Genomic DNA, 25,727 nt, shown 5'->3' with positions numbered 1-25,727 from the left:
GGGGCGAGCGCGGCTACAGCTTCCGCAGCAGGACTGACGAGACCTTGTGGTCGGGAGCCTTGCGCAGCACGAGCTTCGCCCGGCCGCGGGTGGGTCGGACGTTCTCGGTGAGGTTCGGCTCGTTGATCGACTTCCAGATGTCGTGCGCGATGGCGCGGGACTGGTCTTCGCTGAGACCCGCATAGCGGTGGAAGTAGGACTGCGGGTTGGCGAACGCGCCGCGCTGCAGCTTCAGGAAGCGCTCGATGAACCAGGTCTCGATCGAGCTCGTCGCCGCGTCGACGTAGATCGAAAAGTCGAACAGGTCGCTGATCGCCAGCGCACCAGCTCCCGCCCCGGCGGGTTGCAGCACGTTCAGCCCTTCGACGATCAGGATGTCAGGCTGCCGCACGTTGATCTGGGCGTCGGGGACGATGTCGTAGCTCAAATGCGAATAGAACGGTGCGCGCACTTCAGGAACGCCGGACTTCACCTCGGTGACGAACCGCATCAAGGCCCGGCGGTCGTACGACTCGGGGAAGCCCTTGCGGCCCATCAGCCCGCGCCGCTCGAGCTCGGCGTTGGGGTACAGGAATCCGTCGGTCGTGACGAGTTCGACGCGCGGTGTGTCTTCCCAGCGGCTCAGCAGTTCGCGCAGCAGGCGCGACACGGTCGACTTGCCGACCGCGACGGAGCCGGCGACGCCGATCACGAACGGAGTGCGTGCGGCGCGCTCGCCGAGGAAGTCGCTCGTCGCGCGGTGCAGGTGCTGCGTGCCCGTCGCGTAGAGGTTGAGCAGCCGGGAGAGCGGCAGATAGACCGCAGCCACCTCGTGCATGTCGAGGAAGTCGCCGAGCCCGCGCAGCTGCACGACCTCGGTCTCCGAGAGCGGCTGCGGGGTGCTGTGGGCCAGTTCGGACCAGTCGGCACGGTCGAGCTCGACGAACGGCGTCTGCGCACCGGTGGCGACGGCGCCTCGGTCGGTCATGGTGCTCAAGCTTACGACCCGGATGCGTGGCGGCGGGTCTTCCAGCGGCCTCCTCCTAGACTGGCCCGCATGTGTGGAATCGTCGGATACGTCGGGCCCCGAGACGCAGTCGGCGTTCTCCTCGGCGGCCTCAAGCGCCTCGAATACCGGGGCTACGACTCGGCCGGCGTCGCCGTGATCGCGCCGGGCGGCGCGCTTCGTACGGCGAAGAAGGCGGGAAAGCTCGGGAAGCTGCAGGCCGAGCTCGCCCAGCATCCGATCGCCGGCGCTGCGACCGGTATCGGGCACACGCGCTGGGCGACGCACGGCGGCCCGACCGACACGAACGCACACCCGCACCTGGGCGACGACGGCAAGCTCGCCCTCATCCACAACGGCATCATCGAGAACTTCGCCGACCTCAAGGCCGAGCTGCTGGCGCAGGGCCTCGAGTTCGAGTCCGAGACGGACACCGAGGTCGCGGCCAAGCTTCTCGGCGTCGAGTACGCCCGCACGCATGACCTCCGCGAGGCGTTCCGCGCCGTCGTCGGCCGCCTGACCGGCGCATTCACGCTGCTGGCTCTCCACCAGGACGAGCCGGGCATCGTCGTCGGTGCACGCCGCAACTCACCGCTCGTGATCGGGCTCGGCGAGGGCGAGAACTTCCTCGGCAGCGATGTGGCGGCGTTCGTCGAGTTCACGCGCAGCGCGCTCGCGATCGGGCAGGACCAGATGGTCGTCATCACGCCGGATTCGGTGACGGTGACCGACTTCGAGGGGCAGCCGGTCGAAGTCGAGCCGTTCGAGGTGAAGTGGGACGCATCCGCCGCAGACAAGGGCGGGTGGTCGAGCTTCATGCTGAAGGAGATCACCGAGGAGCCCGACGCCGTCGGCGACACCCTGCGTGAGCGCATCCACGAGGGCGACGTGGTCGTTCCCGAACTGGAAGAGCTCGGCGACGATTTCCTGCGCGACATCGACCGCATCACGATCGTCGCGGCGGGCACGGCGTCGTACGCGGGGCAGGTCAGCACCTACGCGATCGAGTCGTGGGCGCGAGTGCCCGTCGACGTGCAGCTCGCGCACGAGTTCCGGTACCGCGACCCGATCATCACGCCGACGACACTGGTGGTCTCGATCAGCCAGTCGGGCGAGACGATGGACACGCTGATGGCGGTCAAGCACGCCCGCGAGCTGGGCGCGCGCACGATCTCGATCTGCAACACGCAGGGCGCGACGATCCCGCGCGAATCGGATGCCGCGATCTACACGCACGCCGGGCCCGAGGTGGCCGTCGCCTCCACCAAGGCGTTCGTCGCTCAGATCACGGCGCTCTATCTGCTGGGGCTGCACCTGGCGCGGGTCAAGGACACCCTGCCCGCGGGTGAGCGTCGCGCCATGGTCGCCGAGCTGCAGGCCGTGCCGGCGAAGATCGGATTCGCCCTCGGCGTTCACGATCGCATCACGCAGCTCGCGCACTGGATGGCCGACACGCGTTCGGTGCTGTTCCTCGGTCGCCACGTCGGCTACCCGATCGCTCTCGAGGGTGCGCTCAAGCTCAAGGAACTGGCCTACATCCACGCGGAGGGCTTCGCCGCCGGCGAGCTCAAGCACGGGCCGATCGCGCTGATCGAGCCGGGCGTGCCGGTGTTCGTGATCGTGCCGAGCCCACGGCACTCGGAGGAGATGCACCGCAAGGTGATCTCCAACATCCAGGAGATCCGTGCCCGTGGGGCGCGTGTCATCGCGGTCGCCGAGCAGGCCGATGCGGCCGTGCTCCCGTTCGCCGACGAGGTCATCCCGCTTCCGCTCGCCGGCAAGTTCTTCGAGCCGCTGATCGCGGTGGTGCCGCTGCAGATCTTCGCGATGGAACTGGCCGCGGCGAAGGGCCTCGACGTCGATCAGCCGCGCAATCTCGCCAAGTCGGTCACGGTCGAGTAGACGCGGCTCGAGGGTGATGCGGCGAATGCGGCGCAGGTGATGATCACGGGGGTCGGTGTCGACGTGGTCGGGCTCGAACGTTTTGCGCAGACGCTCGAGAAGACTCCTCGCTTGCGCGAACGGCTGTTCGCCGAGAGCGAACGCAACCTGCCGGTGCACTCGCTGGCGGCGCGTTTCGCCGCGAAAGAGGCATTGATCAAGGCGCTCGGCCGCTCCGACGGGCTGGTCTGGACCGATATCGAGATCGTGCCCAACGAGCACGGCGACCCCGATTTCCGCCTGCACGGCAGTGTCGGCGAGGTCGTGGCGAGCCACGGGGTGCGGCGCCTGCACCTCTCGATGACGCACGACGCGGGAGTCGCGATGGCGTTCGTCGTGGCGGAAGGCGGCGGCGAGTTCCTGGGCGGGGGCACGGATGTCTGACGCTCAGCTGCCTGACCAGCAGCCACTCGGCGGGCGGATGCCTGACCGGGAGGCCCTGCGCGACGTGGGCTTCCGTGAGGTGCTCGTCGATCTGGACGCCGTGACGTCGAACGTCCGCGCCCTGCGCGAGGTCACCGCCACCGAGCACTTCGTCGCCGTGGTCAAGGCGCGCGCGTACGGTCACGGGGCACTGCCGGTGGCGCGTGCCGCGCTCGCGGGCGGGGCGGACTGGCTCGGCGTCGCGACCATCGCCGAGGCGCTCGAGCTGCGGGGGAACGGCATCGACGCGCCGACGCTCGCCTGGCTGCACGCACCGGATGAGGACTTCGGCCCGGCGATCGAGGCCGCCGTGTCGATCGGGGTGTCGACGGTCGCGCAGCTGAGCGCCATCGCGGCGGCCGCAGGGCGAGCGGGGCGGCAGGCATCCGTTCAGCTGAAACTCGACACCGGGCTGTCGCGCAACGGCCTGCCGCGCGATGTGTGGCCCGAGGCGTTGCGTGTCGCCGCCGAGCTCGAGAACGAGGGCCGCATTCGAGTCGACGGGGTGTTCACGCACCTGTCGAACGCCTCCCTCGCCGACGACACCGCGGCGCTCACGCTGTTCGACGAGGGCGTGGCGCTTGCCCGCGCGGCCGGTCTCGACCCGGCCCTCGTGCACGCGGCGGCGTCGGCCGCGGCGCTGCGCCAGCCCGAGGCGCGCTACAACACGGTGCGCATCGGCCTCGCGATCTACGGGCTGTCGCCGTTCCAGGACACGGCCGGCGCCCGTGCGCTCGGCTTGCGGCCGGCGATGACCGTGCGCGGGCGAGTGGCGAATGTGAAGCGGGTGCCGGCCGGCTCGGGCGTCTCGTACGACTACACGTACCGCACCGAGCGCGAGACGACGCTGGCGCTCATTCCGTTCGGGTACGGCGACGGCGTGCCGCGGGCGGCGTCGAACCTCGCCCCGGTGTGGATCGGCGGGAAGGTATACACGATCTCAGGCCGCGTCGCGATGGACCAGTTCCTCGTCGATGTCGGCGACTCCCCGGTCAGCATCGGCGATCCCGTCGTGCTGTTCGGCGACGCGGGCGACGGCTTCCCGGCCGTCGAGGAGTGGGCGCGCGCCGCCGGCACCATCAACTGGGAGATCGTCACGCGCATCGGCGGCCGCGCCACCGGCGTGTGGGTCACAGGGAACCCCGTTGACTGAGCGGGTGGTGGCGGGCACGGCCGAGATGGAATCACTTGGCCGCGAGATCGGCGGGCAGCTGCGTGCGGGCGACCTGGTCGTGCTCACCGGCCCACTCGGCGCGGGGAAGACGACGCTCACCCGAGGCATCGGCGACGCCCTCGGCGTACGTGGGCCGATCACGTCGCCCACGTTCGTCCTGGCGCGCACGCATCCCTCGCTCTCCGGCGGTCCCGAGCTCGTGCACGTCGACGCGTACCGGGTCGCGAACGCGATGGAGCTCGACGACCTCGACATCGACTTCGCGGCGTCGGTGGTCGTGGCCGAATGGGGTCGCGGACTGATCGAGAGCGAGACGGATTCCTGGCTCGAGGTCGAGATCGCGCGGCCCGAGGGCGCCGGTGAGGAGTTCGACCCCTCCGATGCGCCGGAGGAGCCGCGCAAGGTGACGATCACCGGACACGGTGAGAGATGGGGTGCGACGACATGACCGCGGCGGACTATGCCGAGCGCTTCGCGCGCGTGGCGCTGGCGAACTTCGCACAGCACTACCCGTACGCGGCGCATCACACCACGAGCGGGCCGGGCGACGTGGCGTTGCCGAGCGAGCTCCACCCCGCGTTCGCCTCGTCGTATGACTGGCATTCGAGCGTCCACATGCACTGGCTGGCGACGCGCCTGCTCGACGCCGAGCCCGCGCGCCTCGCGGACGGCGGCCTCGCGGTCGCGCTCGAGGACACCCTCGCCGCGAATCTGAGCGCAGGCAACCTCGCTGCCGAAGCCGCCTATCTCCGCGCGCATCCGCTGTACGAACGCCCGTACGGCTGGGCGTGGGCGCTCGCGCTCGCCGCATCCGTCACCACGTCGCCGGCGCCGGCGATCGCGGCGCTCGCACCCGGCTTCGCGCCGCTCACCGAAGTCCTCTTCGACCACGTTGTCGACTGGGTCGCTCGCGCCCCGGAGCCGGTGCGTCACGGGGTGCACGGCAACTCGGCGTTCGGGCTCAGGCTCGTGCTGCAGGCGGCGCGCGTGCTCGGCCGCGACGATGTCGAGAAGGCGGTGGTGGATTCGGCGATCCGCTGGTTCGGGGCCGACCGCGCGTGGCCGTTCGCCTACGAGCGCAGCGGCCAGGATTTCCTGTCGCCCGGATTCGCCGAGGCCGATCTCATGGCTGCGGTGCTCGACGCCGACGGCTTCGCGTCCTGGGCCGTCGGGTTCTTCAGCGAACTCGCGCCGGGCGCGCGCGTGCTCACTCCCGCGACCGTGCTCGACCAGCACGACGGGCAGCAGGTGCACCTGTACGGTCTGGGGCTGTCGACCTCGGCCGCGTGCTCGCGCGTCGCGGCGACCCTGCGCTCGAACGGCATCGGCGGCACGAGCGGCAACGGCAACAAGGGTCGCGTCGCCGAGCTCATCGAGCTGCTCGAGAGCGCAGCACCGGGCCTTCTGCCGGCCGGTCTCGAGGCATCCGTCTCGGAGGAGTTCATGTCGAGCCACTGGCTCGCGACCTTCGCCTGGGACGCCCTCACCGCCCTGCCGTCGGCGCGCCGATAATCTGGGGACATGCTGCTCGCCATCGACACGTCGGCCGGGACCTCGGTCGCGGTCGTCGACTTCGAGCGCGGCGTGCTCGCGGAATCCGCGGTCGCCGACACGCGGCGCCACGCTGAGCTCATCGGCCCGCTGATCAGCGACGCGCTGGCCGTCTCGGGCGTGGCAGTCGCCGAGCTGAGCGCGATCGTCGCCGGCGTCGGCCCCGGCCCGTTCACCGGCCTGCGGGTCGGCATCGCTGCCGCGCGAGCGTTCGCCATTGGCGCCGGGAAGCCGCTCGTCAGCGTGGTCAGTCACGACGCGGTCGCGTTCGGCGCGTACCGCACGGGCCATGCGGGGCCGCTGCTCGTGGTGACGGATGCTCGGCGCCGTGAGCTCTACTGGAGCCACTACACCGGCGCCGACGGCGCGGGCCTGCCGCAGCGCGTCGACGGTCCGGGCCTCGCGAGGCCCGACGAGGTGCCGCACGCCGACGTGGAGCGCCTCGATGCGGCATCCGTCTCGGCCGCCGATCTGGGCCTGCTCGCCGAGCACCTGTGGAAGAACCACCGATCGTTCGCGCCGAACGAGGCCCTCTATCTCCGCTCGCCCGACGTCACCCTCTCGGCCGGCCCGAAGCGGGTGACCGCGTGACCGCGGGCGAGATCACGCCGTTCCCCGTGATCGGCGCGTGGACACTGCGCCGTGCCACCGGCGCAGACCTCGACCGCCTCGTCGCGCTCGAGAGCGAGATCTTCCGCAGCGACGCGTGGCCGCACAGCCTGTGGCGCTCCGAGCTCGAGAGCCCGCATACGTGGTATCTGGTCGTCGTGCGAGCGGATGCGCCGGCCGAGGTGCTCGGCTACGCCGGCCTGCTGTCCCTGCCGCACGCGCACGACGCCGACGTGCAGACCATCGGGCTGTCTGCCGAGCTCCGCGGCCACGGTCTCGGCCGCGCGCTCATGGGTCAGCTGCACGCCGAGGCCCGGCGGCGCGGGATTCGAGAGATGTTCCTCGACGTGCGTGTCGACAACCCCGTCGCGCAGGCGCTGTACCGCTCGTTCGGCTACGAGCAGATCGGCGTGCGGAAGGGCTACTACCAGCCCGACAACGTCGACGCCTACGTCATGAAAGCAGTGCTGTGAACCGCAGGGAGCCGCTCGTGCTCGGCATCGAGACCAGTTGCGACGAGACCGGCGTGGGCATCGTGCGCGGCACGACGCTGCTCAGCAACACGATCGCGAGCTCGATGGACGAGCACGCCCGCTATGGCGGCGTCGTGCCCGAGGTCGCGGCGCGCGCCCACCTCGAGGCGATCGGCCCCGCGATCGAGGCTGCGCTCTCCGAGGCGCAGATCGAGCTCGCCGACCTCGATGCGGTCGCGGTGACGAGTGGGCCCGGCCTCGCGGGCGCGTTGATGGTCGGGATCGGTGCGGCGAAGGCGCTCGCAATCTCGCTCGGGAAGCCGCTGTACGCCGTGAACCACCTCGTCGGGCACGTCGGGGCCGACGTGCTCGACGCGACCGGTGGGCCCGGGCATCCGATCGAGCTGCCGACCATCGCGCTGCTCGTGTCGGGCGGCCACACGAGTCTGCTGCACGTGCGCGACCTCACGGGCGATGTCGAGCTGCTGGGCGAGACGATCGACGACGCCGCGGGGGAGGCCTTCGACAAGGTCGCGCGCGTTCTCGGCCTGCCCTACCCCGGCGGCCCGCAGATCGATCGCGCGGCCGTCGGCGGTGACCCGGCCGCGATCCGCTTCCCTCGCGGACTCAGCCTGCCGAAGGACCTGGCCGCGCATCGCTACGACTTCTCGTTCTCCGGGCTCAAGACCGCAGTCGCGCGCTGGGTCGAGCGCAGGACCGATGCCGGCGAGGAGCTTCCGGCGGCCGACGTCGCCGCGAGCTTCCGCGAAGCCGTCGTCGACGTGCTGGTCACCAAGGCGGTGGCCGCGTGCCGCGACCGCGACGTGCCGCGCCTGCTGCTCGGCGGCGGCGTGGTCGCGAACCGGCGACTGCGTGAGGTGGCGGCCGAGCGGTGTGCCGCGGCAGGCATTGAGCTGCGGATTCCTGCGCTCTCGCTCTGCACCGACAACGGCGCCATGATCGCGGCCCTCGGCGCCCAGCTGATCATGGCCGGCCACGAGCCCTCCAGCCAGGGTTTCGGGGCGGATTCGACGCTGCCGGTCACCGAGATCCAGGCCGTCTAGCAGCCACCGCGCAATCGTCAACGGCTTTGACACCGCTGAGCGCCGCTGTGGAACGATGGGGCGTGCAGCGGGCTCTCAACCCGCACCGAAGGAGCGACATGTCCGATCCGCAGTTCCCACCGGCCGAGCCTCGCGAGCCGTCCGTCCCGGCAGAGCCCGACGAGCCCACCATTCCGGCAGAACCGCGCGAGCCGACGGTGCCTGCCGAGCCCGACGAACCCACAGTCCCCGCCGAGCCGACCGAGCCGACGGTGCCCGCCGAGCCGACCGAGCCGCTGACTCCCGCCGAGCCGGGGCCCGCCGAACCGGCGTGGCCGAGCCCGTCCGAGCCCGGCGCGCCGCAGCCGCCGTCCTGGCCCGAGGCGCCGTCGATCGTGCCGCCTGAGCCGCCGATGCCGGCGCCCGAGCCGGGCCCGCTGGCGTACGAGCCGCCCGTGCCTGCGCGGGGCGGGGCGCCGACCCCGGGCTCGTACACGCCGGGCCAGCAGCCCCCGGCCGATCTGGGCGCTCCGCCGGCGCCGCAGTACGCGGCCCCGCAGTTCGCGCCGCCCCAGCCGGCGGCACCGCAGTTCACGGCTCACCAGCCGGGAGCTCCGCAGTTCGCCGCGCCGCAGCCGGCGGCACCGCAGTATGCCGCCCCGCAGTACGGGCAGCAGGGCGGCTACCCGGCCGTACCGCCGCCGCCGGCGCCGTTCGGCGAGCCGGGCTACACGAATCCGTATCCCGCGCAGCCGCGGATGAATCCGCTCGCCATCGTCTCGTTCGTCGCGGGTGTGTGCTTCATCATCCCCGGTGTCAACGCCTTCGCGTGGCTCATCGCGATCATCACGGGCTTCATCGGCCTCGGCCAGCTGAGGCGCACGGGTGAGCGCGGCCGCGGCTTCGCCATCGCGGGCATCATCATCGGCTTCGCGACGGTGCTGCTCGGCATCCTGATCGGTGTTGCGATCGCGATCATCGCCATCAACCTGCCGCAGAACGGCAGCGGCACCCTGTCGTCCTAGACACCCACCGTGGGGCGGCAGTTCAGGGCAGGCGTCGCAGCTCAGCCCGCGTCAGGCCGTGACGGCCGTCAGGGAGTGAGGCGCTCGGCGAGGAGTGCCGTGTGCCTGCCGGCCGCCCGAGTGAGGATCAACGTCGCCGAGTTCGGGCCCATCAGGGCGAGGCGGCCGCGCAGCCGTGCCGGGTCCACGTCGACGCCGCGCTTCTTGATCTCGAGCACGCCGATGCCGCGCTCGCGCAGTGCAGCCCGGAGCTCCTTCTCGGGGTAGGGCAACCGCTCGACGATGCGGAAGCCCTGCGCGAACGGAGTCCGGTGAGGCTCGTCGGCAGTGAGGTACGCGATGCCGTCGCCGATCATGCGCGCGTCGAGCGATCGGGCAAGATCGCCGATCAGGCGGGCACGGATGACGGCGCCGTCGGGCTCGTACAGGTAGGCACCGAGTTCGCCGACCGCCTCGTCGGGCGAGTCCGCCGGGGCGGTGAGCTCGTGCGCGCCATCATCGTCGAGCACGAGTGCCGCTCGCGTGATTCCCGGCCGCGCGAGCGCGCCGAACCACAGGGCGACCTCGACGACATGGCCGCCGACCGAGACCCACTGCGCCTCGGCCGACCCGGGAATGAGGTCGCGGTCGAAGCCGGGGCCAAGCTTGACGCCTACCGGCATGCGGCTCGCGGCGTTGAACACCCAGTCGATGGACGGCGACCAGTCGTCCGAGTCGGTGAGCCGGCGCGTGTCGCTGTGACCGGCCGTGCGTCGCGCGGGGTCGAGCCAGAGCGCCTCGGTGCGCGTGATGTCGAACCCCTCGGCGTCACCCTGCTCCACGACGGTGTCGGGGAACGGCGCGAGGTTGTACGAGGCGATCGCGGCGGTCACCTCGTCGCGATCGACGGCGGTCACCCGCAGGCCGAGTGCAGCGATCGCCATCGCGTCGCCGCCGATTCCGCAGCCGAGGTCGGCGACGTGGCGGATTCCTGCATCGCGGAACCGTGCGGCATGTCGCGCCGCGACCCTGAGTCGCGTGGCCTGCTCGAGGCCGGCCTCGGTGAACAGCATCCGCTCGGCGAAGTCACCGAACTTGCCCTGCGCGCCGCCCGCTTTCGCGCGCAGCTTCGCCTGAGTCAGAACGGCGGCGACGAGAGCCGGCGGATGCCCCGCCGACCGCAGCGAGGCGACGAGCTTCACGATGTCGCGCTCGGAGTCGTACGGCGGCAGCGAATCGAGCAGGGTGAGGCCGCCCGGGCTCAGGAGTTCGACGAGCTCGTCGCGAAGCATCCGTCTCCTCCTGACGCACCGCGTCACTTTTTGGCACTCGCCTTGCAGGAGTGCCAGCGGGGGCCCTAAACTCGGCTTAGCACCCTCGGCATGAGAGTGCTAACCCATGTCTTGAAGTACACCGTACAAGAAAGAGGTCTACCGTGTCGGTCTCCATCAAGCCGCTCGAGGATCGCATCGTGATCAAGCAGGTCGAGGCAGAGACGACCACCGCGTCGGGTCTCGTGATCCCCGACACCGCGAAGGAGAAGCCGCAGGAGGGCGAGGTCGTCGCCGTCGGCCCCGGCCGCATCGATGACAACGGCAACCGCGTTCCGCTCGACGTCGCAGTCGGCGACCGCGTGATCTACTCGCGCTACGGCGGCACCGAGGTCAAGTACGGCGGCGACGAGCTGCTCGTTCTCTCGGCGCGCGACGTGCTGGCGGTCGTGGTCCGCTAAGCGGCGTTTCTCGACTAGGCCCGGGCATCTCGCCCGGGCCTAGTGTTTTAAGCGATGGAACAGCCCGCCCCGCTTCGCGCAGGCCTGATCTACGGCGTCATCGCCTACGGCCTCTGGGGTCTCCTGCCCCTGTACTTCCTGCTGCTCGCACCCACGGGCCCCTTCGAGATCGTCGCGTGGCGCATCATCTGGTCGCTCGGCTTCTGTGTCATCGCGCTGTCGATCACGCGGGGGTGGGGGCAGCTCTTCGCGATCGTGCGGCGCCCGCGCATCATGCTCACGATGGCCGGCGCCGGCGTCCTGATCTTCATCAACTGGCAGACCTACGTGCTCGCGACGACGTCGGGGGAGGTCGTCCAGGCCGCCCTCGGGTACTTCATCAACCCGATCGTGACGGTGTTCCTCGGTGTCCTCGTGCTGCGCGAGCACCTGAGGCGGCTCCAATGGGTGGCGGTCGGTGTGAGCGTCGTCGCCGTCATCGTCCTCGCGTTCGCCTACGGCTCGTTCCCCTGGATCTCCCTCACTCTCGCCTTCTCCTTCGGCCTCTACGGCTTCGTCAAGAAGCGCGTCGGCGGCGTGGTCGACGCGCTGTCGGGGCTCACCATCGAGTCCGCGTGGCTGGTGCCGGTGGCCGTCGTCGAGCTGATCGTCGTGGGCGTGACGAGCGGCGTCACGTTCGGGCACGTGAGCGTCGTCAACACGGTGCTCCTCATCGCCGCGGGCATCGTCACCGCTGTCCCGCTGCTGCTGTTCGCGGCATCCGCCCGCCGTCTGCCCCTCGTCTATCTCGGGCTCGTGCAGTACGTCACGCCGATCATGCAGTTCGTCGTCGGCGTGGCCTTCGAGCACGAGACGATGGATGCCGCGCGCTGGGCCGGCTTCATCGTGATCTGGTGCGCGCTGATCCTGCTCACGGTCGACCTGGTGCGGGCCGCCCGCGCTCGGAATGAACTCGAAGCAGCATCCGTTACCATTCAGTGAATCCCCGACGGCGCGACGAACTCGGGGATTTTCCGGTATCGGCGCGCGAGTCAAGGGGTGTCATGGACCAGGCAGATCCGTTCGGTTTCATTGGGCTGACGTACGACGACGTCATGCTCCTGCCGGGGGCGACGGACGTCATTCCGAGCGAGGCCGACACCTCCTCGCGACTCACCAAGCGCATCACGATGCACGCGCCGCTGCTGTCGGCCGCGATGGACACCGTCACGGAAGAGCGCATGGCCATCGCCATGGCGCGCGGCGGCGGCATCGGCATCGTGCACCGGAACATGTCGATCGCCGACCAGGCGACCATCGTCGACAAGGTGAAGCGCTCAGAGTCCGGCATGATCACGAACCCGGTCACGACCACGCCCGAGGCCACGGTCGCCGAGGTCGACGAGCAGTGCCGCGCGTTCCGTGTCTCCGGGCTTCCCGTCGTCGACCCCGACGGCATCCTCGTCGGCATCATCACGAACCGCGACATGCGCTTCGTGTCGCCGTTCGAGGCCGAGACGACGCGCGTCGCCGACGTGATGACCAAGATGCCGCTGATCACGGCGCCCGTCGGCACCAACCCCGATCATGCCCTCGCGCTGCTCGCGCAGCACAAGATCGAGAAGCTGCCCCTCATCGACGAGGCCGGCCGGCTCAAGGGGCTCATCACCGTGAAGGACTACGACAAGTCCGAGAAGTTCCCCAACGCCACGAAGGACGATGCCGGCCGTCTGCGCGTCGGCGCGGCCATCGGATTCTTCGGCGACGCGTGGGACCGCGCCACCGCCCTGATGGAGGCAGGCGTCGATGTCATCGTCGTCGACACCGCCAACGGTGAGAGCAAGCTGGAGTGCGAGATCATCGCGCGCATGAAGAACGACCCGGCCTTCGCGCACGTCGACGTGATCGGCGGCAACGTGGCGACGCGCTCGGGCGCCCAGGCTCTGATCGAGGCCGGCGCCGACGCGATCAAGGTCGGGGTCGGGCCGGGCTCCATCTGCACCACTCGCGTCGTCGCGGGCGTCGGTGTGCCTCAGGTGACCGCGGTCTACGAGGCGTCCCTCGCTGCCCGCGCCGCCGGCGTGCCGCTCATCGCAGACGGTGGCCTGCAGTACTCGGGCGACATCGGCAAGGCGCTCGTCGCGGGGGCCGACACCGTCATGGTCGGCTCGCTGCTCGCGGGCACCGACGAGGCGCCGGGCGAGCTCATCTTCGTGAACGGCAAGCAGTTCAAGACCTATCGCGGCATGGGTTCGCTCGGGGCGCTGCAGACCCGCGGCAAGAAGACCTCCTATTCGCGCGACCGCTACTTCCAGGCCGACGTGCCGAGCGACGACCAGCTGATCGCCGAGGGCATCGAGGGCAAGGTGCCCTACCGCGGCGCCGTCAACTCGGTCGTCTACCAGCTGCTCGGCGGCCTGCGCCAGACCATGTTCTACGTGGGCGCGCGCACCATTCCCGAGCTCAAGGCCAAGGGCAAGTTCGTGCGCATCACTCCGGCGGGGCTCAAAGAGAGCCACCCGCACGACATCCAGATGGTCGTCGAGGCGCCCAACTATCGCAGCTGAACTCACGTGAACGGATGCCTCCTCAGGCATCCGTTCACTGTTTAGTTGTTCCCATCGACATATCGAATCGATACGATTCGAATCATGCGATTCGGACTCTTCGTTCCCCAAGGCTGGCGCCACGATCTCCTGAACATCGACCCCGCGCAGCACTGGGAGGTGATGAACGGGATCGCCCAGCACGCCGACAGCAATGAGCTGTGGGAGTCGATCTGGGTCTACGACCACTTCCACACCGTGCCGGTCCCGTCGGACCAGGCCACCCACGAGGCGTGGTCGCTGATGTCGGGCTTCGGCGCCGCCACGAAGCGCGTGCGCCTCGGTCAGATGTGCACGTGCATGAGCTACCGCAACCCCGCCTACCTCGCGAAGGTCGCGACGACGGCCGACATCATCTCGGGCGGCCGCGTCGAGATGGGCATCGGCGGCGGCTGGTACGAGCACGAGTGGCGCGCCTACGGCTACGGATTCCCGGAGATCGGCGAGCGCCTCGGGCGCCTCCGCGAGGGCGTCGAGATCATGAAGCAGGCCTGGACGACCGGCACCGCGACCCTCGACGGCGAGTACTACAAGGTCGACGGCGCGCTGTTCTACCCGCAGCCGCTGCAGAAGCCGGGCATCCCGTTCTGGATCTCGGGCGGCGGCGAGAAGGTCACCCTGAAGATCGCCGCGCAGTACGCGCAGTACACGAACTTCGCGGGCGACCCCGAGGGCTTCGCGCGCAAGAGCGAGATCCTGAAGCGCCACTGCGACAAGCTCGGCACGGACTTCGACGCGATCACCCGCTCGGCCAACTACAACGTCATCATCGGCGACGACCAGGCCGACATCGACGCCCAGCTCGATGCGCTCGAGCAGCGCGTGCGCCCCTTCCTCGGTGAGAAGACCGACGGCTTCATCGCCGAGTACCGCAGCGGGGGCGCCCTCGCCGTCGGGACCCCGGAGCAGATCGTCGAGCGGCTGAAGGCCCAGGCCGACGCCGGGCTCGGGTACGCGATCTTCTACTTCCCGAGCGCGGCGTACTCGCTCGACGCGGTCGAGCGGTTCGAGTCGGAGGTGCTGCCGCACCTCGCGTGACCCCGCGCTACAGTTACGGACCCGCGCTCTTCCAACAGGAGGGGCGCGGGTCCGTATGTGTAGCGCGAGCGGATGCCTCGAGCTAGGCCGCGGCCGCGATCCGCTCGATCGCCTCGCGCAGCAGCTCAGGGGAGCAGGCGAGATTCATGCGTGCGAAGCCGCGCCCCTGCTCGCCGAAGCTCGGGCCGTTCGAGAGCACGACGCCGGCCGAGCGGCGCAGGACCCGCGCCGGGTCCTCGCCCCAGCCGTATTCGCTGAGGTCGATCCAGGCGAGGTAGCTCGCCTTCGGCTCGCGGTAACGCGCCTTCGGCAGCAGCTCGGCGAGGTGCTCGGTGAGCAGGCGCCGGTTCCTCTCGATGGCGGCGATCGTGGCGTCGAGCCAGTCCCGGCCCTCGGTGAAACCGGCCCGGGTCGCGATCACGCCGAACAGGCCCGTGCGGTAGGTCACCTCCTCGGGGAGCGCGCGCACCAGGGCGCGCATGCGATCGTCCGCGGTGACGAAGAGAGCGCACTTGAGGCCGGCCAGGTTGAACGCCTTGCTCGCCGAGTGCGCGGCGATGCCGTGCTCGCGGGCCGCCGGCGATACGTCGAGATACGGGGTGAACGAGGCATCCGTGTGCACGAGCGGAGCGTGGATCTCGTCGCTCACGACGAAACCATCGTGCCGGTCGACGATCGCCGACAGCTGCTCGAGCTGCTCGCGCGAGTGCACGAGCCCCACCGGGTTGTGCGGATTGCACAGCAGGATGCCGCGCGCGCCGCCCTCGAAGGCCGCCTCGATGCCGGCCAGGTCGAGCGACCACGTGTCGCCGTCGTCGACAAGGGGAACCTCGACGACCTCGGCGCCCGCCTCCTGCACGAGGGCGAAGAACGGCGGGTACACCGGCGGCGTGATGATGACGCCGTCGCCGGCGGTGGTGAGCCTGCGCAGCGACTCGACGATGACCACGCTCACGTCGGTCGTGGTCACCATCCCCTCGGGGTCCGGCTGCCAGTCCCAGCGGTCTTCGGCGAATCCGGCGAGGGCTCGGGCCGCGGCACGGCCTCCGGTGCGCGGATCGACGTAGCCGGTGTCGCCGAGGTCGACGGCCTCGTGCAGTGCCTCGCGGATGACCGGTGCGAGCGGGTAGTCCATCTCGGCGACGAACATGGGCAGATGGTCGTCGGTGAAGGCCTGCCACTTCGAGCTGGTCCGGCGCCGCAGCCGATCGAGTGATTCAGCGCTCGTCACGTCCATGCCCCCGAGCCTAATGAGATCGATAGGCTGAAGCGCGTGACTGAGATCGAGATCGGGGCGAGTAAGCGGGCGCGTCGGGTCTATGCGTTCGACGACGTGGCCGTGGTGCCGAGTCGCCGCACGCGCGACCCCGAGAACGTGAACGTCACGTGGACCATCGACGCGTACAGCTTCGACACCCCCATCATCGCGGCGCCGATGGACTCGGTCGTCTCGCCGGCCACGGCCATTGCGATCGGCAAGCTCGGCGGCCTGGGCGTGCTCGACCTCGAGGGGCTGTGGACGCGGTACGAGGACCCGGAGCCGGTGCTCGCGGAAATCCGATCGCTGCCGTCCGAGAGCGCGACGCAGCGCATGCAGCAGATCTATTCGGAGCCGGTGAAGCCGGAACTGATCCGCGACCGCCTCGCCGAGATCCGCGCCGGTGGTGTCACCGTCGCCGGTGCGCTCAGCCCGCAGCGCACGCAGCAGTTCTACGAGACGGTGCTCGCGGCGGGCGTCGACCTGTTCGTGATCCGCGGTACGACGGTGAGCGCCGAGCACGTCGCGAAGCAGCGCGAGCCGCTCAACCTCAAGAAGTTCATCTACGAGCTCGACGTTCCGGTGATCGTGGGCGGCGCGGCGACCTACACGGCCGCGCTGCACCTCATGCGCACCGGTGCCGCCGGCGTCCTCGTCGGCTTCGGCGGTGGCGCGGCCTCGACGACGCGACTCGTGACCGGAATCCATGCCCCGATGGCCACCTCGGTCGCCGACGTGGCGGGGGCGCGGCGCGACTACCTCGACGAGTCCGGCGGCCGCTACGTGCACGTGATCGCCGACGGCGGCCTCGGCACCTCGGGCGACATCGTGAAGGCGATCGCCTGCGGGGCGGATGCTGTGATGCTCGGCACCGCACTCGCGCGGTCGGAGGAAGCGCCGGGTGGCGGCTGGCACTGGGGTGCCGAGTCGCATCAGCCGGAACTGCCGCGCGGCCACCGGGTGCAGGTGGGCACCGTCGGCTCGCTCGAAGAAGTGCTGTACGGCCCGGCGACCGTCGCGAACGGAACGGCCAACCTCATCGGCGCGCTGCGCCGCTCGATGGCGACGACCGGCTACTCCGACCTCAAGGAATTCCAACGCGTGGAGGTCGTCGTCGCGCCGTACCTTGGTGACTGAACCAACAAGGAGTGTGACCTCATGGTCAATGTACGACGGGTGAAGCTGCCCGGGGTGGGCATGCTGCACACCTTCATCCCGGAAGACGGCGGCAAGGTCGGCGTGATCGCTCACCGCAGCGGCGCGAACGACCTCGTCACGTTCAGCGACGCCGACGGCGATGACGCGCCCGCCAAGGTGAGCCTGCGCCTCAACGAGGACGAGGCGCACACCCTCGCCGAACTGCTCGGCGGAACGCACATCATCGAAGACCTCGCCGCCCTCGACAGGCTCCCGGGGCTCACCATCGACTGGTTCTCGGTCGACTACGACGACCACATCGCCGGGCAGCCGCTCGGCGCACCCGCCGACCATGGGTTCCAGGGCGTCACGGTGGTCGCGGTGGTGCGCGGGGAAACCGCCCACCCGGGCCCCGGGCGCGACTTCGTCGTGTTCCCCGGCGACACCCTGGTCGTCGCCGGCAGCCCCGAGCGCGTTGCCAAGTCGTTCACCTACTTCCGCACCGGCGCCGTGGCGACGCCTGCGGGCGTCGGCGACCCGTCACCCGGCCGCTGACGATGCGCGTCGCCGCCGTGCTCGCCGCAGAGGCGAGCGACCATGCCTCTCTCGGTGACGACCTGATCACACTGGGCGTGCTGTTCGTCCTCGCCTACGTGCTGGGGCGCCTGGCCCGGAAGGTGGGTCTCCCGGCGATCCCGGTGTACATGGTGATCGGGCTGCTCGCGAGCCCGCACACGAAGATCTTCCCGCTCGACTTCGACCCGGCGAACATCAACCTCATCGCGGTCTTCGGCCTGGTCCTGCTGCTCTTCAGCCTCGGGCTCGAGTTCGACCAGGACGAGTTCTTCGGCAACGTCGGCAAGCTGATCATCTCGGGCGGCAGCTATGTCGCGATCAACCTGGGCGTCGGCATCGCCTTCGGCTTCTTCGTCGGGTGGGGCACCCGTGAGGCCCTCATCATCGCGGGCATGACCGCGACGTCGTCGAGCGCCATCGTCACCAAGCTCCTGATCGAGCTGAGGCGCCTGGCGAACACCGAAACGCCGATGATCCTCGGGGTGACCGTCGTCGAAGACATCTTCATCGCCGTCTACCTCGCGATCATCTCGGCCGCGCTCAGCCACGCGACCGGGTTCTGGCCGATCGCGCTGCGGCTCGTGATCGACTTCCTCTTCATCGTCGTGATGTTCGCTCTCGCCCGCTGGGGCGGCAAGTACGTGTCGCGGCTGCTGCGCACGAATGACGACGAGCTGTTCACGGTGCTGTTCTTCGGGCTCGCGGTCGCATTCGCCGGAATCGGCGAAGACATCGGCGTGACCGACGCGATCGGCGCCTTCCTGATCGGCGTCGTGCTCGGGGCCACGAGCTACCACGGCCGTATCGAGCGGGTCACCGTGCCGCTGCGCGACGTGTTCGCGGCCTTCTTCTTCCTGAACTTCGGTCTCGGCCTGAACGTGAACGAGTTCCCCGTGGTCGCCGGCGTCGTCGTGCTCGCGATCGTGCTCACGATGGTTCTCAACTTCGGCGCGAGCCAGCTGATCGCGCGGCTCAACGGCTTCGGGCTGACCGAGGGCGTCAACACCTTCGTCATCCTGCAGAACCGCGGCGAGTTCGCGCTGATCCTCGCGACGCTTGCGGTCGGCGCCGGCCTCGACGAGCGGCTGACGCCGTTCGCCGGCCTGTACGTGCTGGTGATGGCGGTGATCGGGCCGCTCATGGCGGCGAACTCCGAAAGGTTCAACACGCGCATCCGGCAGGTGGCGAAGCGACGCAGCGAACGGAGGGCGGCTCAGGCCGCCACGGGCGAGCCCGAATCGCTCCCCAGCCAGCTCGTCGACGAGGTGACGGGCACAGACTCACCGCGCTCCCAGCTTGTCGATGACTCCACAGGATCAAATAAGAAGCGACACCCTCTCGACCCCGCGATCGAAGCCGCGATGCGCGACCCCGAACCGAATCCACGAAAGCGATCCGACGATCTCTGACCAGGCCCGCTCCCATCCCGGCGATCTGACCCTCTTCCGGGTCATGCGCCGTCCTCGTTGGATCGGCGTGCTGCTCATCGCCCTGATCGTCGCGGGGGGCTTCGCGTTCCTCGGCCGCTGGCAGCTCGATCGCGCACTGCAGGCGCGAGAGGTCGGCCCGCGGATCACCGAGACGACGCATCCGCTCGACGCCGTGCTCACGCCCGGCAAGGCGATCGCCGACAAGCGCGTCGGCCAGCTCGTCACCACGAGCGTCAAGACGGTGCCCGCCGACTACATGCTCGTGCAGGGGCGCGACAACGGCGGCGGTGTGCGCGGCTGGTGGATCGTCGGGCACGCGGTCGTGACGAGCGGGGCGGATGCCGGCGCCCACCTCGCCGTCGCGCGGGGCTTCACGCCCGACAAGACCAAGGCGATCGATGTGCAGCACCGGCTCGAGGCATCCGCCCCTGAGCAGCTCGACCTCAGCGGCCGGATCCTGCCGACCGAGCCGCCCGATCAGCCTGAAGACAGCATGTCGGGCAATCCGCCGCAGATGAAGGACCTCGCGATCGCGATCCTCATCAACCGCTGGACGGAGCTCGGCAGCAATCCGCAGATCTTCGAGGCGTACCTCGTCGCGAAGAACCATGTGCCCGCGGGCCTCGTGGCGATCTACGCCCCTCCGCCCGTGCAGCAGCGATCGATCGACTGGCTGAACGCGTTCTACGCGGCCGAGTGGGTCGTGTTCGCGGGCTTCGCCGTCTATCTCTGGTACCGGCTCGCGCGCGACGCGTGGGAGCGCGAGATCGAAGATCTCCAGGAGTTGGAAGAGGCCTCCGGTCAGGTCGCCGAGACGCAGAAAGTAGACTGAGAATCATGCCGCAGGTCTCGTCCTCCGCCGATGAGGGCACCTACCTCTCCCGCTTGTGGGAGCAGCTGCGCAGTGTGAAGGGCGCCCGCCCGCGGCCCGCCGACCTGCCGAGGGTGCCTGCCGCGTTGAAGCTCTACCAGGTGACGGCGTGGATCACGGGCATCATGCTCCTGCTGCTGTGCGCCGAGATGGTCGTCAAGTACGGCTTCCACCACTGGGTCTACGCGTTCCAGCCCGGGCACGGGCTCATCTCGTTCCCGGTCGTGAACCCGGCGACCGACCTGTACCTCAAGGGCGTCAACATCTCCATCGCCGTGCTGATCGTGCACGGCTGGCTGTACGTGGTCTACCTGTTCGCGGACTTCCGGTTGTGGAGCCTCATGCGCATGCCGTTCACGAAGTTCGTGCAGATCGCGCTGGGCGGCGTCATCCCGTTCATGTCGTTCATCGTCGAGGGCATCATCACCAAGCAGGTCAGGACGTATCTCGACGAGAACGCCCCGAAGGCCCCCACAGCAGGAGGAAGCAATTAGCGCGAACGAGCAGCAGGCCCGGCCCGTACTCGTCGTCGACTTCGGCGCGCAGTACGCGCAGCTGATCGCGCGGCGTGTGCGCGAGGCATCCGTCTACTCGGAGATCGTGCCGCACACGATCACCGCGGCCGAGATCGCCGCGAAGAACCCGGCGGGCATCATCCTCTCCGGCGGCCCGTCGTCGGTGTACGAGGAGGGGGCGCCGTCGTTCGACGCGGGCGCCTTCGCGCTCGGCATCCCGACGCTCGGAATCTGCTACGGCTTCCAGGTGATGGCGCAGGCGCTCGGCGGTGAGGTCGCTCACACGGGTCGCAGTGAATACGGCGCAACGGATGTCTCGGTCGGTGTCGCGGGCACGCTGCTCGGCGACCAGCCCACCGAACAGATCGCGTGGATGAGCCACGGCGACTCGGTCTCGCGCGCCCCCGAAGGCTTCGAGGTGCTCGCGTCGACGCTGTCGACGCCCGTCGCCGCGTTCGCGAGCGATGAGAAGAAGCTGTACGGCGTGCAGTGGCACCCCGAGGTGAGGCATTCCCAGTACGGGCAGGCCGTGCTCGAGAACTTCCTGCATCGCGCCGCCGGCATCCCCGCCGACTGGAACAGCGAGAACGTCATCGAGACGCAGGTCGCCCGCATTCGCGAGCAGGTCGGCTCGGCCCGCGTCATCGCGGGCCTGTCGGGCGGCGTGGACTCGGCGGTGGCGGCAGCGATCGTGCATCGCGCGGTCGGCGATCAGCTCACCTGCGTGTTCGTCGATCACGGACTGCTGCGGCAGGGCGAGCGCGAGCAGGTCGAGCGCGACTACGTTGCCGCGACCGGAATCCGTCTCATCACGGTCGACGCGGCGGAGGTGTTCCTGCGCGAGCTCGACGGTGTCACCGACCCCGAGCAGAAGCGCAAGATCATCGGCCGCGAGTTCATCCGGGCGTTCGAGCGCACCCAGGCCGAACTCGTCGCCGAGGCGGCGGCCGAGGGTGCCGAGCCCGTGAAGTTCCTCGTGCAGGGCACGCTGTACCCCGACGTCGTCGAGTCGGGCGGCGGCACCGGCACCGCGAACATCAAGAGCCACCACAACGTCGGCGGCCTGCCCGAAGACCTCGAGTTCGAGCTCGTCGAGCCGTTGCGCACCCTGTTCAAGGACGAGGTGCGCGCGATCGGCCGCGAGCTCGGGCTGCCGGAAGAGATCGTGGCGCGCCAGCCGTTCCCGGGGCCCGGCCTCGGCATCCGTATCGTCGGCGCCGTCAACCACGAGCGCCTCGAGACGTTGCGCGCGGCCGACGCGATCGCGCGCGAAGAGCTCACGGCGGCGGGCCTCGACGGGGAGATCTGGCAGTGCCCCGTCGTGCTTCTCGCCGACGTCCGCTCGGTGGGAGTGCAGGGTGACGGCCGTACCTACGGCCACCCGATCGTGCTGCGCCCGGTTTCCTCCGAAGACGCGATGACCGCCGACTGGACGCGGGTGCCGTACGACGTGCTCGCCCGCATCTCGAACCGCATCACCAACGAGGTGCGCGAGGTGAACCGGGTCGTGCTCGACGTGACGTCGAAGCCACCGGGAACCATCGAGTGGGAATGAAGAATGGCCGCCCGAGGGCGGCCATTCTTCATTCCGGCTGCACCATCGCGTCGGGCTGCTCGGATCCGCGTTCCGCCGCCCGGATCCGAGCAGCGCAACGCGGATCCGGACAGCGCAACGGCGACGCGACGGGGCGGCCCGGGCAGGGCGGGTGCCTGGACTAGTTGCGAGACATGATCGCGAACAGCCGCAGGAACTCGATGTAGAGCCAGATGAGGGTGACCATCAGGCCGAAGGCGCCCTGCCACCCGTAGACGCGGGGGGCGCGGTTCTGCACGCCGTTCTTGATGAACTCGAAGTCGAGCACGAGCGAGTACGCGCCCATCAGCACAGCGAGGATGCCGACGATCAGGCCGATCGGGATGCCCATGAAGGTCATCGAGTTGAGGCCGAACGCGAGCGACGACGAGACGCCGCCGAACAGCATCAGACCGACGTTGACGAGGCTGTAGACGAAGTAGCCGATCAGCGCGCCGAGGAACACCTTGGTGAGGCGAGCGGATGCGCGGACCTTGCCGCTGGCGAACAGCGCCAGCATGACGCCGAAGACCGCGAGCGTCGCCACGACCGCCTGCAGCACGACGCTGCCGAAGTATGTCTCGAAGAGGCGGGAGATGCCGCCGAGGAAGAGACCCTGCGCCGCGGCGTAGACGACGATGAGGGCCGGGCTCGGCTTGCGCTTGAACGCGTTGACCATGCCGAGCGCGAGGCCGACGATGGCGCCGACGAGCGTAAGGGTCGGCACGAACCAGCCGACGGCGGCGGTCGCGAGCAGAATGACGAAGAGGATCACCGTCTTGACCACGGTGTCTTCGTAGGTCATGCGCCCGGTGTCTGCGGCGCTCGCGCTCGGCCCTGCGAAAAGAGCCTCGAGGTCGGGGGTGCCGGCGGTTGCGGGGTCGACCGGCTGGGGCGCGCCACCCGCGCGGAAGGCGGCGACGCGGTTCAGTGCAGGGTTGTTCGATCGGGCCATAGATACAAGTTAGCGCGGAGCTTCCGCGGCGAGGCTGGCAATGCGCCCCGAGTCGTTCCCCGATCGGCGCGCGCCGACCGGGGAACCGCGCCGCCCACTTCCGCTCCCGTCCGCCCGGGCGCGCGCACTACCCTGGCGAGGTGTCTGCGAGCGGTAGAGCGTGGGTCGCCGGCGCTATCGCGGCGCTCCTGTCGTTCGCGGCGTCGTGGGTGCCGTCGTACTGGGCCGACGAGGTCGCGACGCTGCGCGCTTCCGCGCTGTCACCCGGTGCGCTGCTCGACTTCACGACGACCCGCACGGATGCCGTGCACGCCCTGTTCTATCTGGTGATGCACTACTGGACCGCGGTGTTCGGCGCCTCGGAGGGCGCGACCCGCGGCCTGTCGGCACTCGGCGTCGGCGTCGCCACCGCGCTCACCATGCTGCTTGCCGACGCGCTGCAGCGGCCGCGACTGGGCCTCGTCGCGGCCGTCCTGTTCGCGCTGATGCCGCGCGTCACGGAGGCCGGGGAGGAGGCGAGGTCGTACGCGTGGACGGCGGCCATCGCCGCCGGGCTGTGGCTGCTGCTCCTCGTCGCGATGAAACGCGGCCGCTGGTGGTGGGTGGCGCTCGGCACCGTCGCGGCGCTCTCGGTCAGCTTCTTCCTGCTGAGTGCGACGCTCGCTGTCGCGCAGTTCGTCTTCGTGGCCGTTCGTCAGCGACGCGCGCTCCTGCCCGTGCTCGCCGCCTGGGCGGCTGCCGCCGTCGTCGCGAGCCCCGTCATCTACTTCGCATGGCATCAGAGATCACAGGTGGCGTGGCTCGGCACCTCCGCGGCGCTGAACCCGTGGTCCGCGCTGCTGGAGCCGTGGGCGGAGACCTCGTGGGGCTTTGGGATCGCGGCATCCGTTCTGCTCATCTGGGGCGCCGTACGCTGGCGCGCGGCCGTCGCTCGTGCCTGCCCCGAGTACCTGCTGCTCGCCGGCAGCTGGGTCGTCGTGCCGCTCGTGCTGATGGTCGCGACCTCATTGACCAGCAACCCGCTGTACACGCCGCGCTACCTGACCCTCGCGACGCCCGGGTTCGCGCTGCTGCTCGCTGCGGCGGCGGTCGCGATCGGCTCTCGCCGCGTGGCCGCGGTCGCGGTTCTTATCGTGGTCGCCGTCGCCGTGCCCACCTACGTCGGGCAGCGCGGGCCCTACGGCAAGAACGGCGGCAGCGACCTGCGCCAGCTCGCCGATACGGTGCGGCGGCACGCGCAGCGCCACGATGGAGTCGTATTCGAGCCGTCACCCATCCGCAGGACGCTCAATCCGCGGCTCGCACTCTATGCCTACCCGCAGAAGTTCGCCGGCCTCGACGACGTCGCGCTGAAAGTCCGCTTTCCGCACACCGCCACGTTCCACGACCAGGTCGTGCCGCTCGCGAACCGGAAGCCGCAGCTGCGCGAGCTGAACACGGTGTGGGTCGTTTTCGCAGGCATCGACACCCCCTGCAACTCGGGCAAGGACGCGGCGACGCTGCGCGCCGCGGGCTTCGTGACGGATGCTCGATACCCGGTGCATCGCACCGTGGTGTGCCGGTTCGCTCGGCAGTGATGCCCGACGACGCTGACCTGGGGGTTGGGGGCGAAACCAGGCCAGCGCCGTCGAGGCGGCGTCGCACCGCCGCATCACCGGGTTGAGGGCGACAGCAGTGCCGGACCTCGTGAAAAACGGTATTTAGCCGCTGTGGGTTAAGTCAACATTTATGTTTCACGCCGGGCGACGGTCGTGATCACCTAGCGGACGCCCGCCGTCATTAGGATCGGCGGCATGCGCGCGCACAGCTCTCCCATCGTCATCGGCCACCGCGGCGCGTGCGGCTACCGCCCCGAGCACACCCGGCAGGCGTATGAGCTCGCGTTCCAGCTCGGTGCCGACTTCGTCGAGCCCGACATCGTCGCCACGAAGGACGGTGTTCTCGTGCTGAGGCACGAGAACGAGATCTCCGGCACGACCGACGTCGCGCAGCGCCCGGAGTTCGCCCGGCTGCGCACCACCAAGGAGGTCGACGGGGAGGTCCTCACGGGGTGGTTCACCGAGGACTTCACCTGGGAGCAGCTCGCGACGCTGCGTGCGCGCGAGCGCCTCGGCGCGCTGCGTCAGGCGAGCGCGAGCTTCGACGACCAGCATCCGATTCTCAAGCTCGCGCACCTCTTCGACATCGTCGACGCGTGGGCCGAGGAATCCGATCGGGAACTCGGCATCGTCGCCGAGATCAAGCACGCCAGCTACTTCGAGTCGATCGGGCTGCCGCTCGACGAGCTGTTCGCGGATGCCGTGCACAAGGTGGGCTGGGCCGACGAGGCCGGGCGCCTCGTCATCGAGTCGTTCGAGAAGACAGTGCTGCGCAAGGTGCGTGAGCGGGGGGTCCGCGGCAGCCGGGTCTATCTCGTCGCCGCAGAGGGCGCCGCGTTCGATCTCGTCGCGGCGAGCGGCGCTGCCGCGATGAGCTACGCGCAGGAGATCGACGAGGGCGGCCTCTACCGGCTCGCGACCCAGCAGGGGTGCAGCGCGATCGACGGCATCAGCGTCGACAAGGCGATGCTTCTCGACGCTGAGACCGAGAGCGGCATCAGCGACCTCGTCGATCGCGCACACGCGGTGGGGCTCGCACTGTTCACGTGGACGCTTCGGCCGGAGAACGCGTTCCTCGCCGGGCCGTTCCGGAGCGACCAGGGCGACGCGGCGTTCGGGCACTGGCAGCACGAGTTCCGCACCATCATGTCGACGGGCGTCGACGGCGTGTTCGCGGACCACCCCGACCTCGCGATCTCGGTGCGCGACGAACTCGCCTGAGGGCCGAGACGGTGTCGGCGGCCGAACCTAGACTG

General features: G+C 69.7%; 25 protein-coding genes. 21 read left to right on the top strand and 4 right to left on the bottom strand.

Features of this window, described 5'->3' with window-relative positions:
- Window positions 1-13: 13 nt before the first annotated feature.
- Window positions 14-967 (bottom strand): type I pantothenate kinase, encoded by a 954-nt coding sequence (gene coaA, locus ACFOYW_RS03285; RefSeq protein WP_390227214.1) that lies wholly within the window; start codon window positions 965-967, stop codon window positions 14-16.
- A 69-nt stretch (window positions 968-1,036) separates the two neighbouring features.
- Here coaA and glmS point away from each other — a divergent pair, with 69 nt between their 5' ends.
- The 9 genes from glmS to ACFOYW_RS03240 all read left to right on the top strand — a co-directional run bounded on the left by glmS (window position 1,037) and on the right by ACFOYW_RS03240 (window position 9,224).
- Window positions 1,037-2,887: a glutamine--fructose-6-phosphate transaminase (isomerizing) gene (glmS, locus tag ACFOYW_RS03280; RefSeq protein WP_390227213.1), complete on the top strand. Its 1,851-nt coding sequence runs from the start codon at window positions 1,037-1,039 to the stop codon at window positions 2,885-2,887.
- A 39-nt stretch (window positions 2,888-2,926) separates the two neighbouring features.
- Window positions 2,927-3,310 carry a holo-ACP synthase gene (locus tag ACFOYW_RS03275; RefSeq protein ID WP_390227367.1) on the top strand — a complete coding sequence of 128 codons (384 nt, stop codon included), beginning with the start codon at window positions 2,927-2,929 and terminating at the stop codon, window positions 3,308-3,310.
- A 37-nt stretch (window positions 3,311-3,347) separates the two neighbouring features.
- On the top strand, window positions 3,348-4,502 hold the full coding sequence (gene alr / locus ACFOYW_RS03270; RefSeq protein WP_390227366.1) for an alanine racemase: 1,155 nt from the start codon (window positions 3,348-3,350) through the stop codon (window positions 4,500-4,502).
- Between the two features lie 25 nt (window positions 4,503-4,527).
- The gene (gene tsaE / locus ACFOYW_RS03265; protein WP_390227365.1) at window positions 4,528-4,971 is read left to right on the top strand and encodes a tRNA (adenosine(37)-N6)-threonylcarbamoyltransferase complex ATPase subunit type 1 TsaE; all 444 of its coding nucleotides are present in this window, start codon (window positions 4,528-4,530) and stop codon (window positions 4,969-4,971) included.
- Window positions 4,968-6,035, top strand: coding sequence for a DUF2891 family protein (locus ACFOYW_RS03260; RefSeq protein WP_390227212.1), 1,068 nt, complete (start codon window positions 4,968-4,970; stop codon window positions 6,033-6,035). The genes tsaE and ACFOYW_RS03260 overlap by 4 nt, the downstream gene beginning before the upstream one ends.
- A 9-nt stretch (window positions 6,036-6,044) precedes the next feature.
- Window positions 6,045-6,665 (top strand): tRNA (adenosine(37)-N6)-threonylcarbamoyltransferase complex dimerization subunit type 1 TsaB, encoded by a 621-nt coding sequence (gene tsaB / locus ACFOYW_RS03255; protein ID WP_390227210.1) that lies wholly within the window; start codon window positions 6,045-6,047, stop codon window positions 6,663-6,665.
- Window positions 6,662-7,156 (top strand): ribosomal protein S18-alanine N-acetyltransferase, encoded by a 495-nt coding sequence (gene rimI / locus ACFOYW_RS03250; protein WP_390227209.1) that lies wholly within the window; start codon window positions 6,662-6,664, stop codon window positions 7,154-7,156. The genes tsaB and rimI overlap by 4 nt, the downstream gene beginning before the upstream one ends.
- Window positions 7,153-8,220: a tRNA (adenosine(37)-N6)-threonylcarbamoyltransferase complex transferase subunit TsaD gene (tsaD, locus tag ACFOYW_RS03245; RefSeq protein ID WP_390227208.1), complete on the top strand. Its 1,068-nt coding sequence runs from the start codon at window positions 7,153-7,155 to the stop codon at window positions 8,218-8,220. Before rimI ends, tsaD begins: the two co-directional genes overlap by 4 nt.
- Window positions 8,221-8,318: 98 nt before the next feature.
- Window positions 8,319-9,224 carry a DUF4190 domain-containing protein gene (locus ACFOYW_RS03240; protein WP_390227207.1) on the top strand — a complete coding sequence of 302 codons (906 nt, stop codon included), beginning with the start codon at window positions 8,319-8,321 and terminating at the stop codon, window positions 9,222-9,224.
- A 68-nt stretch (window positions 9,225-9,292) separates the two neighbouring features.
- On the opposite strand, the gene ACFOYW_RS03235 is transcribed toward ACFOYW_RS03240, so the two are convergent.
- A complete protein-coding gene (locus ACFOYW_RS03235) occupies window positions 9,293-10,495 on the bottom strand; it encodes a class I SAM-dependent methyltransferase (protein WP_390227206.1) in 1,203 nt (400 codons plus the stop codon).
- A gap of 143 nt (window positions 10,496-10,638) precedes the next feature.
- Here ACFOYW_RS03235 and groES point away from each other — a divergent pair, with 143 nt between their 5' ends.
- The 4 genes from groES (at window position 10,639) to ACFOYW_RS03215 (ending at window position 14,558) form a co-directional block, all read left to right on the top strand.
- Window positions 10,639-10,935: a co-chaperone GroES gene (gene groES / locus ACFOYW_RS03230; protein ID WP_390227205.1), complete on the top strand. Its 297-nt coding sequence runs from the start codon at window positions 10,639-10,641 to the stop codon at window positions 10,933-10,935.
- A 54-nt stretch (window positions 10,936-10,989) separates the two neighbouring features.
- Window positions 10,990-11,916, top strand: a complete 927-nt coding sequence (gene rarD / locus ACFOYW_RS03225) for an EamA family transporter RarD (protein ID WP_390227204.1) — start codon at window positions 10,990-10,992, stop codon at window positions 11,914-11,916.
- Window positions 11,917-11,978: 62 nt separating this feature from the next.
- Window positions 11,979-13,481: an IMP dehydrogenase gene (guaB, locus tag ACFOYW_RS03220; protein ID WP_390227203.1), complete on the top strand. Its 1,503-nt coding sequence runs from the start codon at window positions 11,979-11,981 to the stop codon at window positions 13,479-13,481.
- Window positions 13,482-13,565: 84 nt separating this feature from the next.
- Window positions 13,566-14,558 (top strand): LLM class F420-dependent oxidoreductase, encoded by a 993-nt coding sequence (locus ACFOYW_RS03215; RefSeq protein ID WP_390227201.1) that lies wholly within the window; start codon window positions 13,566-13,568, stop codon window positions 14,556-14,558.
- Between the two features lie 82 nt (window positions 14,559-14,640).
- Here the strand turns inward: ACFOYW_RS03215 and ACFOYW_RS03210 are convergent, their stop codons facing one another.
- Entirely contained in the window at window positions 14,641-15,795 is a 1,155-nt protein-coding gene (locus tag ACFOYW_RS03210) for a MalY/PatB family protein (protein WP_390227199.1), read from the bottom strand.
- Window positions 15,796-15,831: 36 nt separating this feature from the next.
- Between ACFOYW_RS03210 and ACFOYW_RS03205 the strand changes: the two genes are divergently transcribed.
- Genes ACFOYW_RS03205 through guaA form a run of 6 tightly spaced genes read left to right on the top strand, consistent with a single transcriptional unit; the run spans window position 15,832 to window position 21,900 of the window.
- Window positions 15,832-16,953: a GuaB3 family IMP dehydrogenase-related protein gene (locus ACFOYW_RS03205; protein WP_390227198.1), complete on the top strand. Its 1,122-nt coding sequence runs from the start codon at window positions 15,832-15,834 to the stop codon at window positions 16,951-16,953.
- A gap of 21 nt (window positions 16,954-16,974) precedes the next feature.
- Window positions 16,975-17,508: a cation:proton antiporter regulatory subunit gene (locus ACFOYW_RS03200; protein ID WP_390227197.1), complete on the top strand. Its 534-nt coding sequence runs from the start codon at window positions 16,975-16,977 to the stop codon at window positions 17,506-17,508.
- 2 nt (window positions 17,509-17,510) lie between these two features.
- Entirely contained in the window at window positions 17,511-18,938 is a 1,428-nt protein-coding gene (locus tag ACFOYW_RS03195; RefSeq protein WP_390227196.1) for a cation:proton antiporter, read from the top strand.
- A gap of 43 nt (window positions 18,939-18,981) precedes the next feature.
- The gene (locus tag ACFOYW_RS03190; RefSeq protein WP_390227194.1) at window positions 18,982-19,791 is read left to right on the top strand and encodes an SURF1 family cytochrome oxidase biogenesis protein; all 810 of its coding nucleotides are present in this window, start codon (window positions 18,982-18,984) and stop codon (window positions 19,789-19,791) included.
- A 5-nt stretch (window positions 19,792-19,796) separates the two neighbouring features.
- Window positions 19,797-20,324 carry a DUF3817 domain-containing protein gene (locus ACFOYW_RS03185; RefSeq protein ID WP_390227193.1) on the top strand — a complete coding sequence of 176 codons (528 nt, stop codon included), beginning with the start codon at window positions 19,797-19,799 and terminating at the stop codon, window positions 20,322-20,324.
- The gene (gene guaA, locus ACFOYW_RS03180) at window positions 20,320-21,900 is read left to right on the top strand and encodes a glutamine-hydrolyzing GMP synthase (protein WP_390227363.1); all 1,581 of its coding nucleotides are present in this window, start codon (window positions 20,320-20,322) and stop codon (window positions 21,898-21,900) included. Before ACFOYW_RS03185 ends, guaA begins: the two co-directional genes overlap by 5 nt.
- A 160-nt stretch (window positions 21,901-22,060) precedes the next feature.
- Here the strand turns inward: guaA and ACFOYW_RS03175 are convergent, their stop codons facing one another.
- A complete protein-coding gene (locus tag ACFOYW_RS03175; protein WP_390227192.1) occupies window positions 22,061-22,873 on the bottom strand; it encodes a Bax inhibitor-1/YccA family protein in 813 nt (270 codons plus the stop codon).
- A gap of 140 nt (window positions 22,874-23,013) precedes the next feature.
- Here ACFOYW_RS03175 and ACFOYW_RS03170 point away from each other — a divergent pair, with 140 nt between their 5' ends.
- Window positions 23,014-24,450: a glycosyltransferase family 39 protein gene (locus ACFOYW_RS03170; RefSeq protein ID WP_390227191.1), complete on the top strand. Its 1,437-nt coding sequence runs from the start codon at window positions 23,014-23,016 to the stop codon at window positions 24,448-24,450.
- A gap of 216 nt (window positions 24,451-24,666) precedes the next feature.
- Entirely contained in the window at window positions 24,667-25,692 is a 1,026-nt protein-coding gene (locus ACFOYW_RS03165) for a glycerophosphodiester phosphodiesterase family protein (RefSeq protein ID WP_390227189.1), read from the top strand.
- Window positions 25,693-25,727: the final 35 nt, after the last annotated feature.

Origin of the sequence: Gryllotalpicola reticulitermitis (genome assembly GCF_042651345.1) — a bacterium.
In the GTDB taxonomy this organism is placed as follows: Bacteria; Actinomycetota; Actinomycetes; order Actinomycetales; family Microbacteriaceae; genus Gryllotalpicola; species Gryllotalpicola reticulitermitis.
Note: the sequence above shows the minus strand (reverse complement) of the source record. Positions and strands in the feature narration are given on the sequence as shown.

What these genes read in the sequence shown, in the direction of transcription:
- coaA (WP_390227214.1), bottom strand. Translation starts at nt 967, where the DNA reads ATGACCGACCGAGGCGCCGTCGCCACCGGTGCGCAGACGCCGTTCGTC.
- glmS (WP_390227213.1), top strand. Translation starts at nt 1,037, where the DNA reads ATGTGTGGAATCGTCGGATACGTCGGGCCCCGAGACGCAGTCGGCGTT.
- ACFOYW_RS03275 (WP_390227367.1), top strand. Translation starts at nt 2,927, where the DNA reads ATGATCACGGGGGTCGGTGTCGACGTGGTCGGGCTCGAACGTTTTGCG.
- alr (WP_390227366.1), top strand. Translation starts at nt 3,348, where the DNA reads ATGCCTGACCGGGAGGCCCTGCGCGACGTGGGCTTCCGTGAGGTGCTC.
- tsaE (WP_390227365.1), top strand. Translation starts at nt 4,528, where the DNA reads ATGGAATCACTTGGCCGCGAGATCGGCGGGCAGCTGCGTGCGGGCGAC.
- ACFOYW_RS03260 (WP_390227212.1), top strand. Translation starts at nt 4,968, where the DNA reads ATGACCGCGGCGGACTATGCCGAGCGCTTCGCGCGCGTGGCGCTGGCG.
- tsaB (WP_390227210.1), top strand. Translation starts at nt 6,045, where the DNA reads ATGCTGCTCGCCATCGACACGTCGGCCGGGACCTCGGTCGCGGTCGTC.
- ACFOYW_RS03240 (WP_390227207.1), top strand. Translation starts at nt 8,319, where the DNA reads ATGTCCGATCCGCAGTTCCCACCGGCCGAGCCTCGCGAGCCGTCCGTC.
- ACFOYW_RS03235 (WP_390227206.1), bottom strand. Translation starts at nt 10,495, where the DNA reads ATGCTTCGCGACGAGCTCGTCGAACTCCTGAGCCCGGGCGGCCTCACC.
- rarD (WP_390227204.1), top strand. Translation starts at nt 10,990, where the DNA reads ATGGAACAGCCCGCCCCGCTTCGCGCAGGCCTGATCTACGGCGTCATC.
- guaB (WP_390227203.1), top strand. Translation starts at nt 11,979, where the DNA reads ATGGACCAGGCAGATCCGTTCGGTTTCATTGGGCTGACGTACGACGAC.
- ACFOYW_RS03215 (WP_390227201.1), top strand. Translation starts at nt 13,566, where the DNA reads ATGCGATTCGGACTCTTCGTTCCCCAAGGCTGGCGCCACGATCTCCTG.
- ACFOYW_RS03210 (WP_390227199.1), bottom strand. Translation starts at nt 15,795, where the DNA reads ATGGACGTGACGAGCGCTGAATCACTCGATCGGCTGCGGCGCCGGACC.
- ACFOYW_RS03200 (WP_390227197.1), top strand. Translation starts at nt 16,975, where the DNA reads ATGGTCAATGTACGACGGGTGAAGCTGCCCGGGGTGGGCATGCTGCAC.
- ACFOYW_RS03195 (WP_390227196.1), top strand. Translation starts at nt 17,511, where the DNA reads ATGCGCGTCGCCGCCGTGCTCGCCGCAGAGGCGAGCGACCATGCCTCT.
- ACFOYW_RS03190 (WP_390227194.1), top strand. Translation starts at nt 18,982, where the DNA reads ATGCGCCGTCCTCGTTGGATCGGCGTGCTGCTCATCGCCCTGATCGTC.
- ACFOYW_RS03185 (WP_390227193.1), top strand. Translation starts at nt 19,797, where the DNA reads ATGCCGCAGGTCTCGTCCTCCGCCGATGAGGGCACCTACCTCTCCCGC.
- ACFOYW_RS03175 (WP_390227192.1), bottom strand. Translation starts at nt 22,873, where the DNA reads ATGGCCCGATCGAACAACCCTGCACTGAACCGCGTCGCCGCCTTCCGC.
- ACFOYW_RS03165 (WP_390227189.1), top strand. Translation starts at nt 24,667, where the DNA reads ATGCGCGCGCACAGCTCTCCCATCGTCATCGGCCACCGCGGCGCGTGC.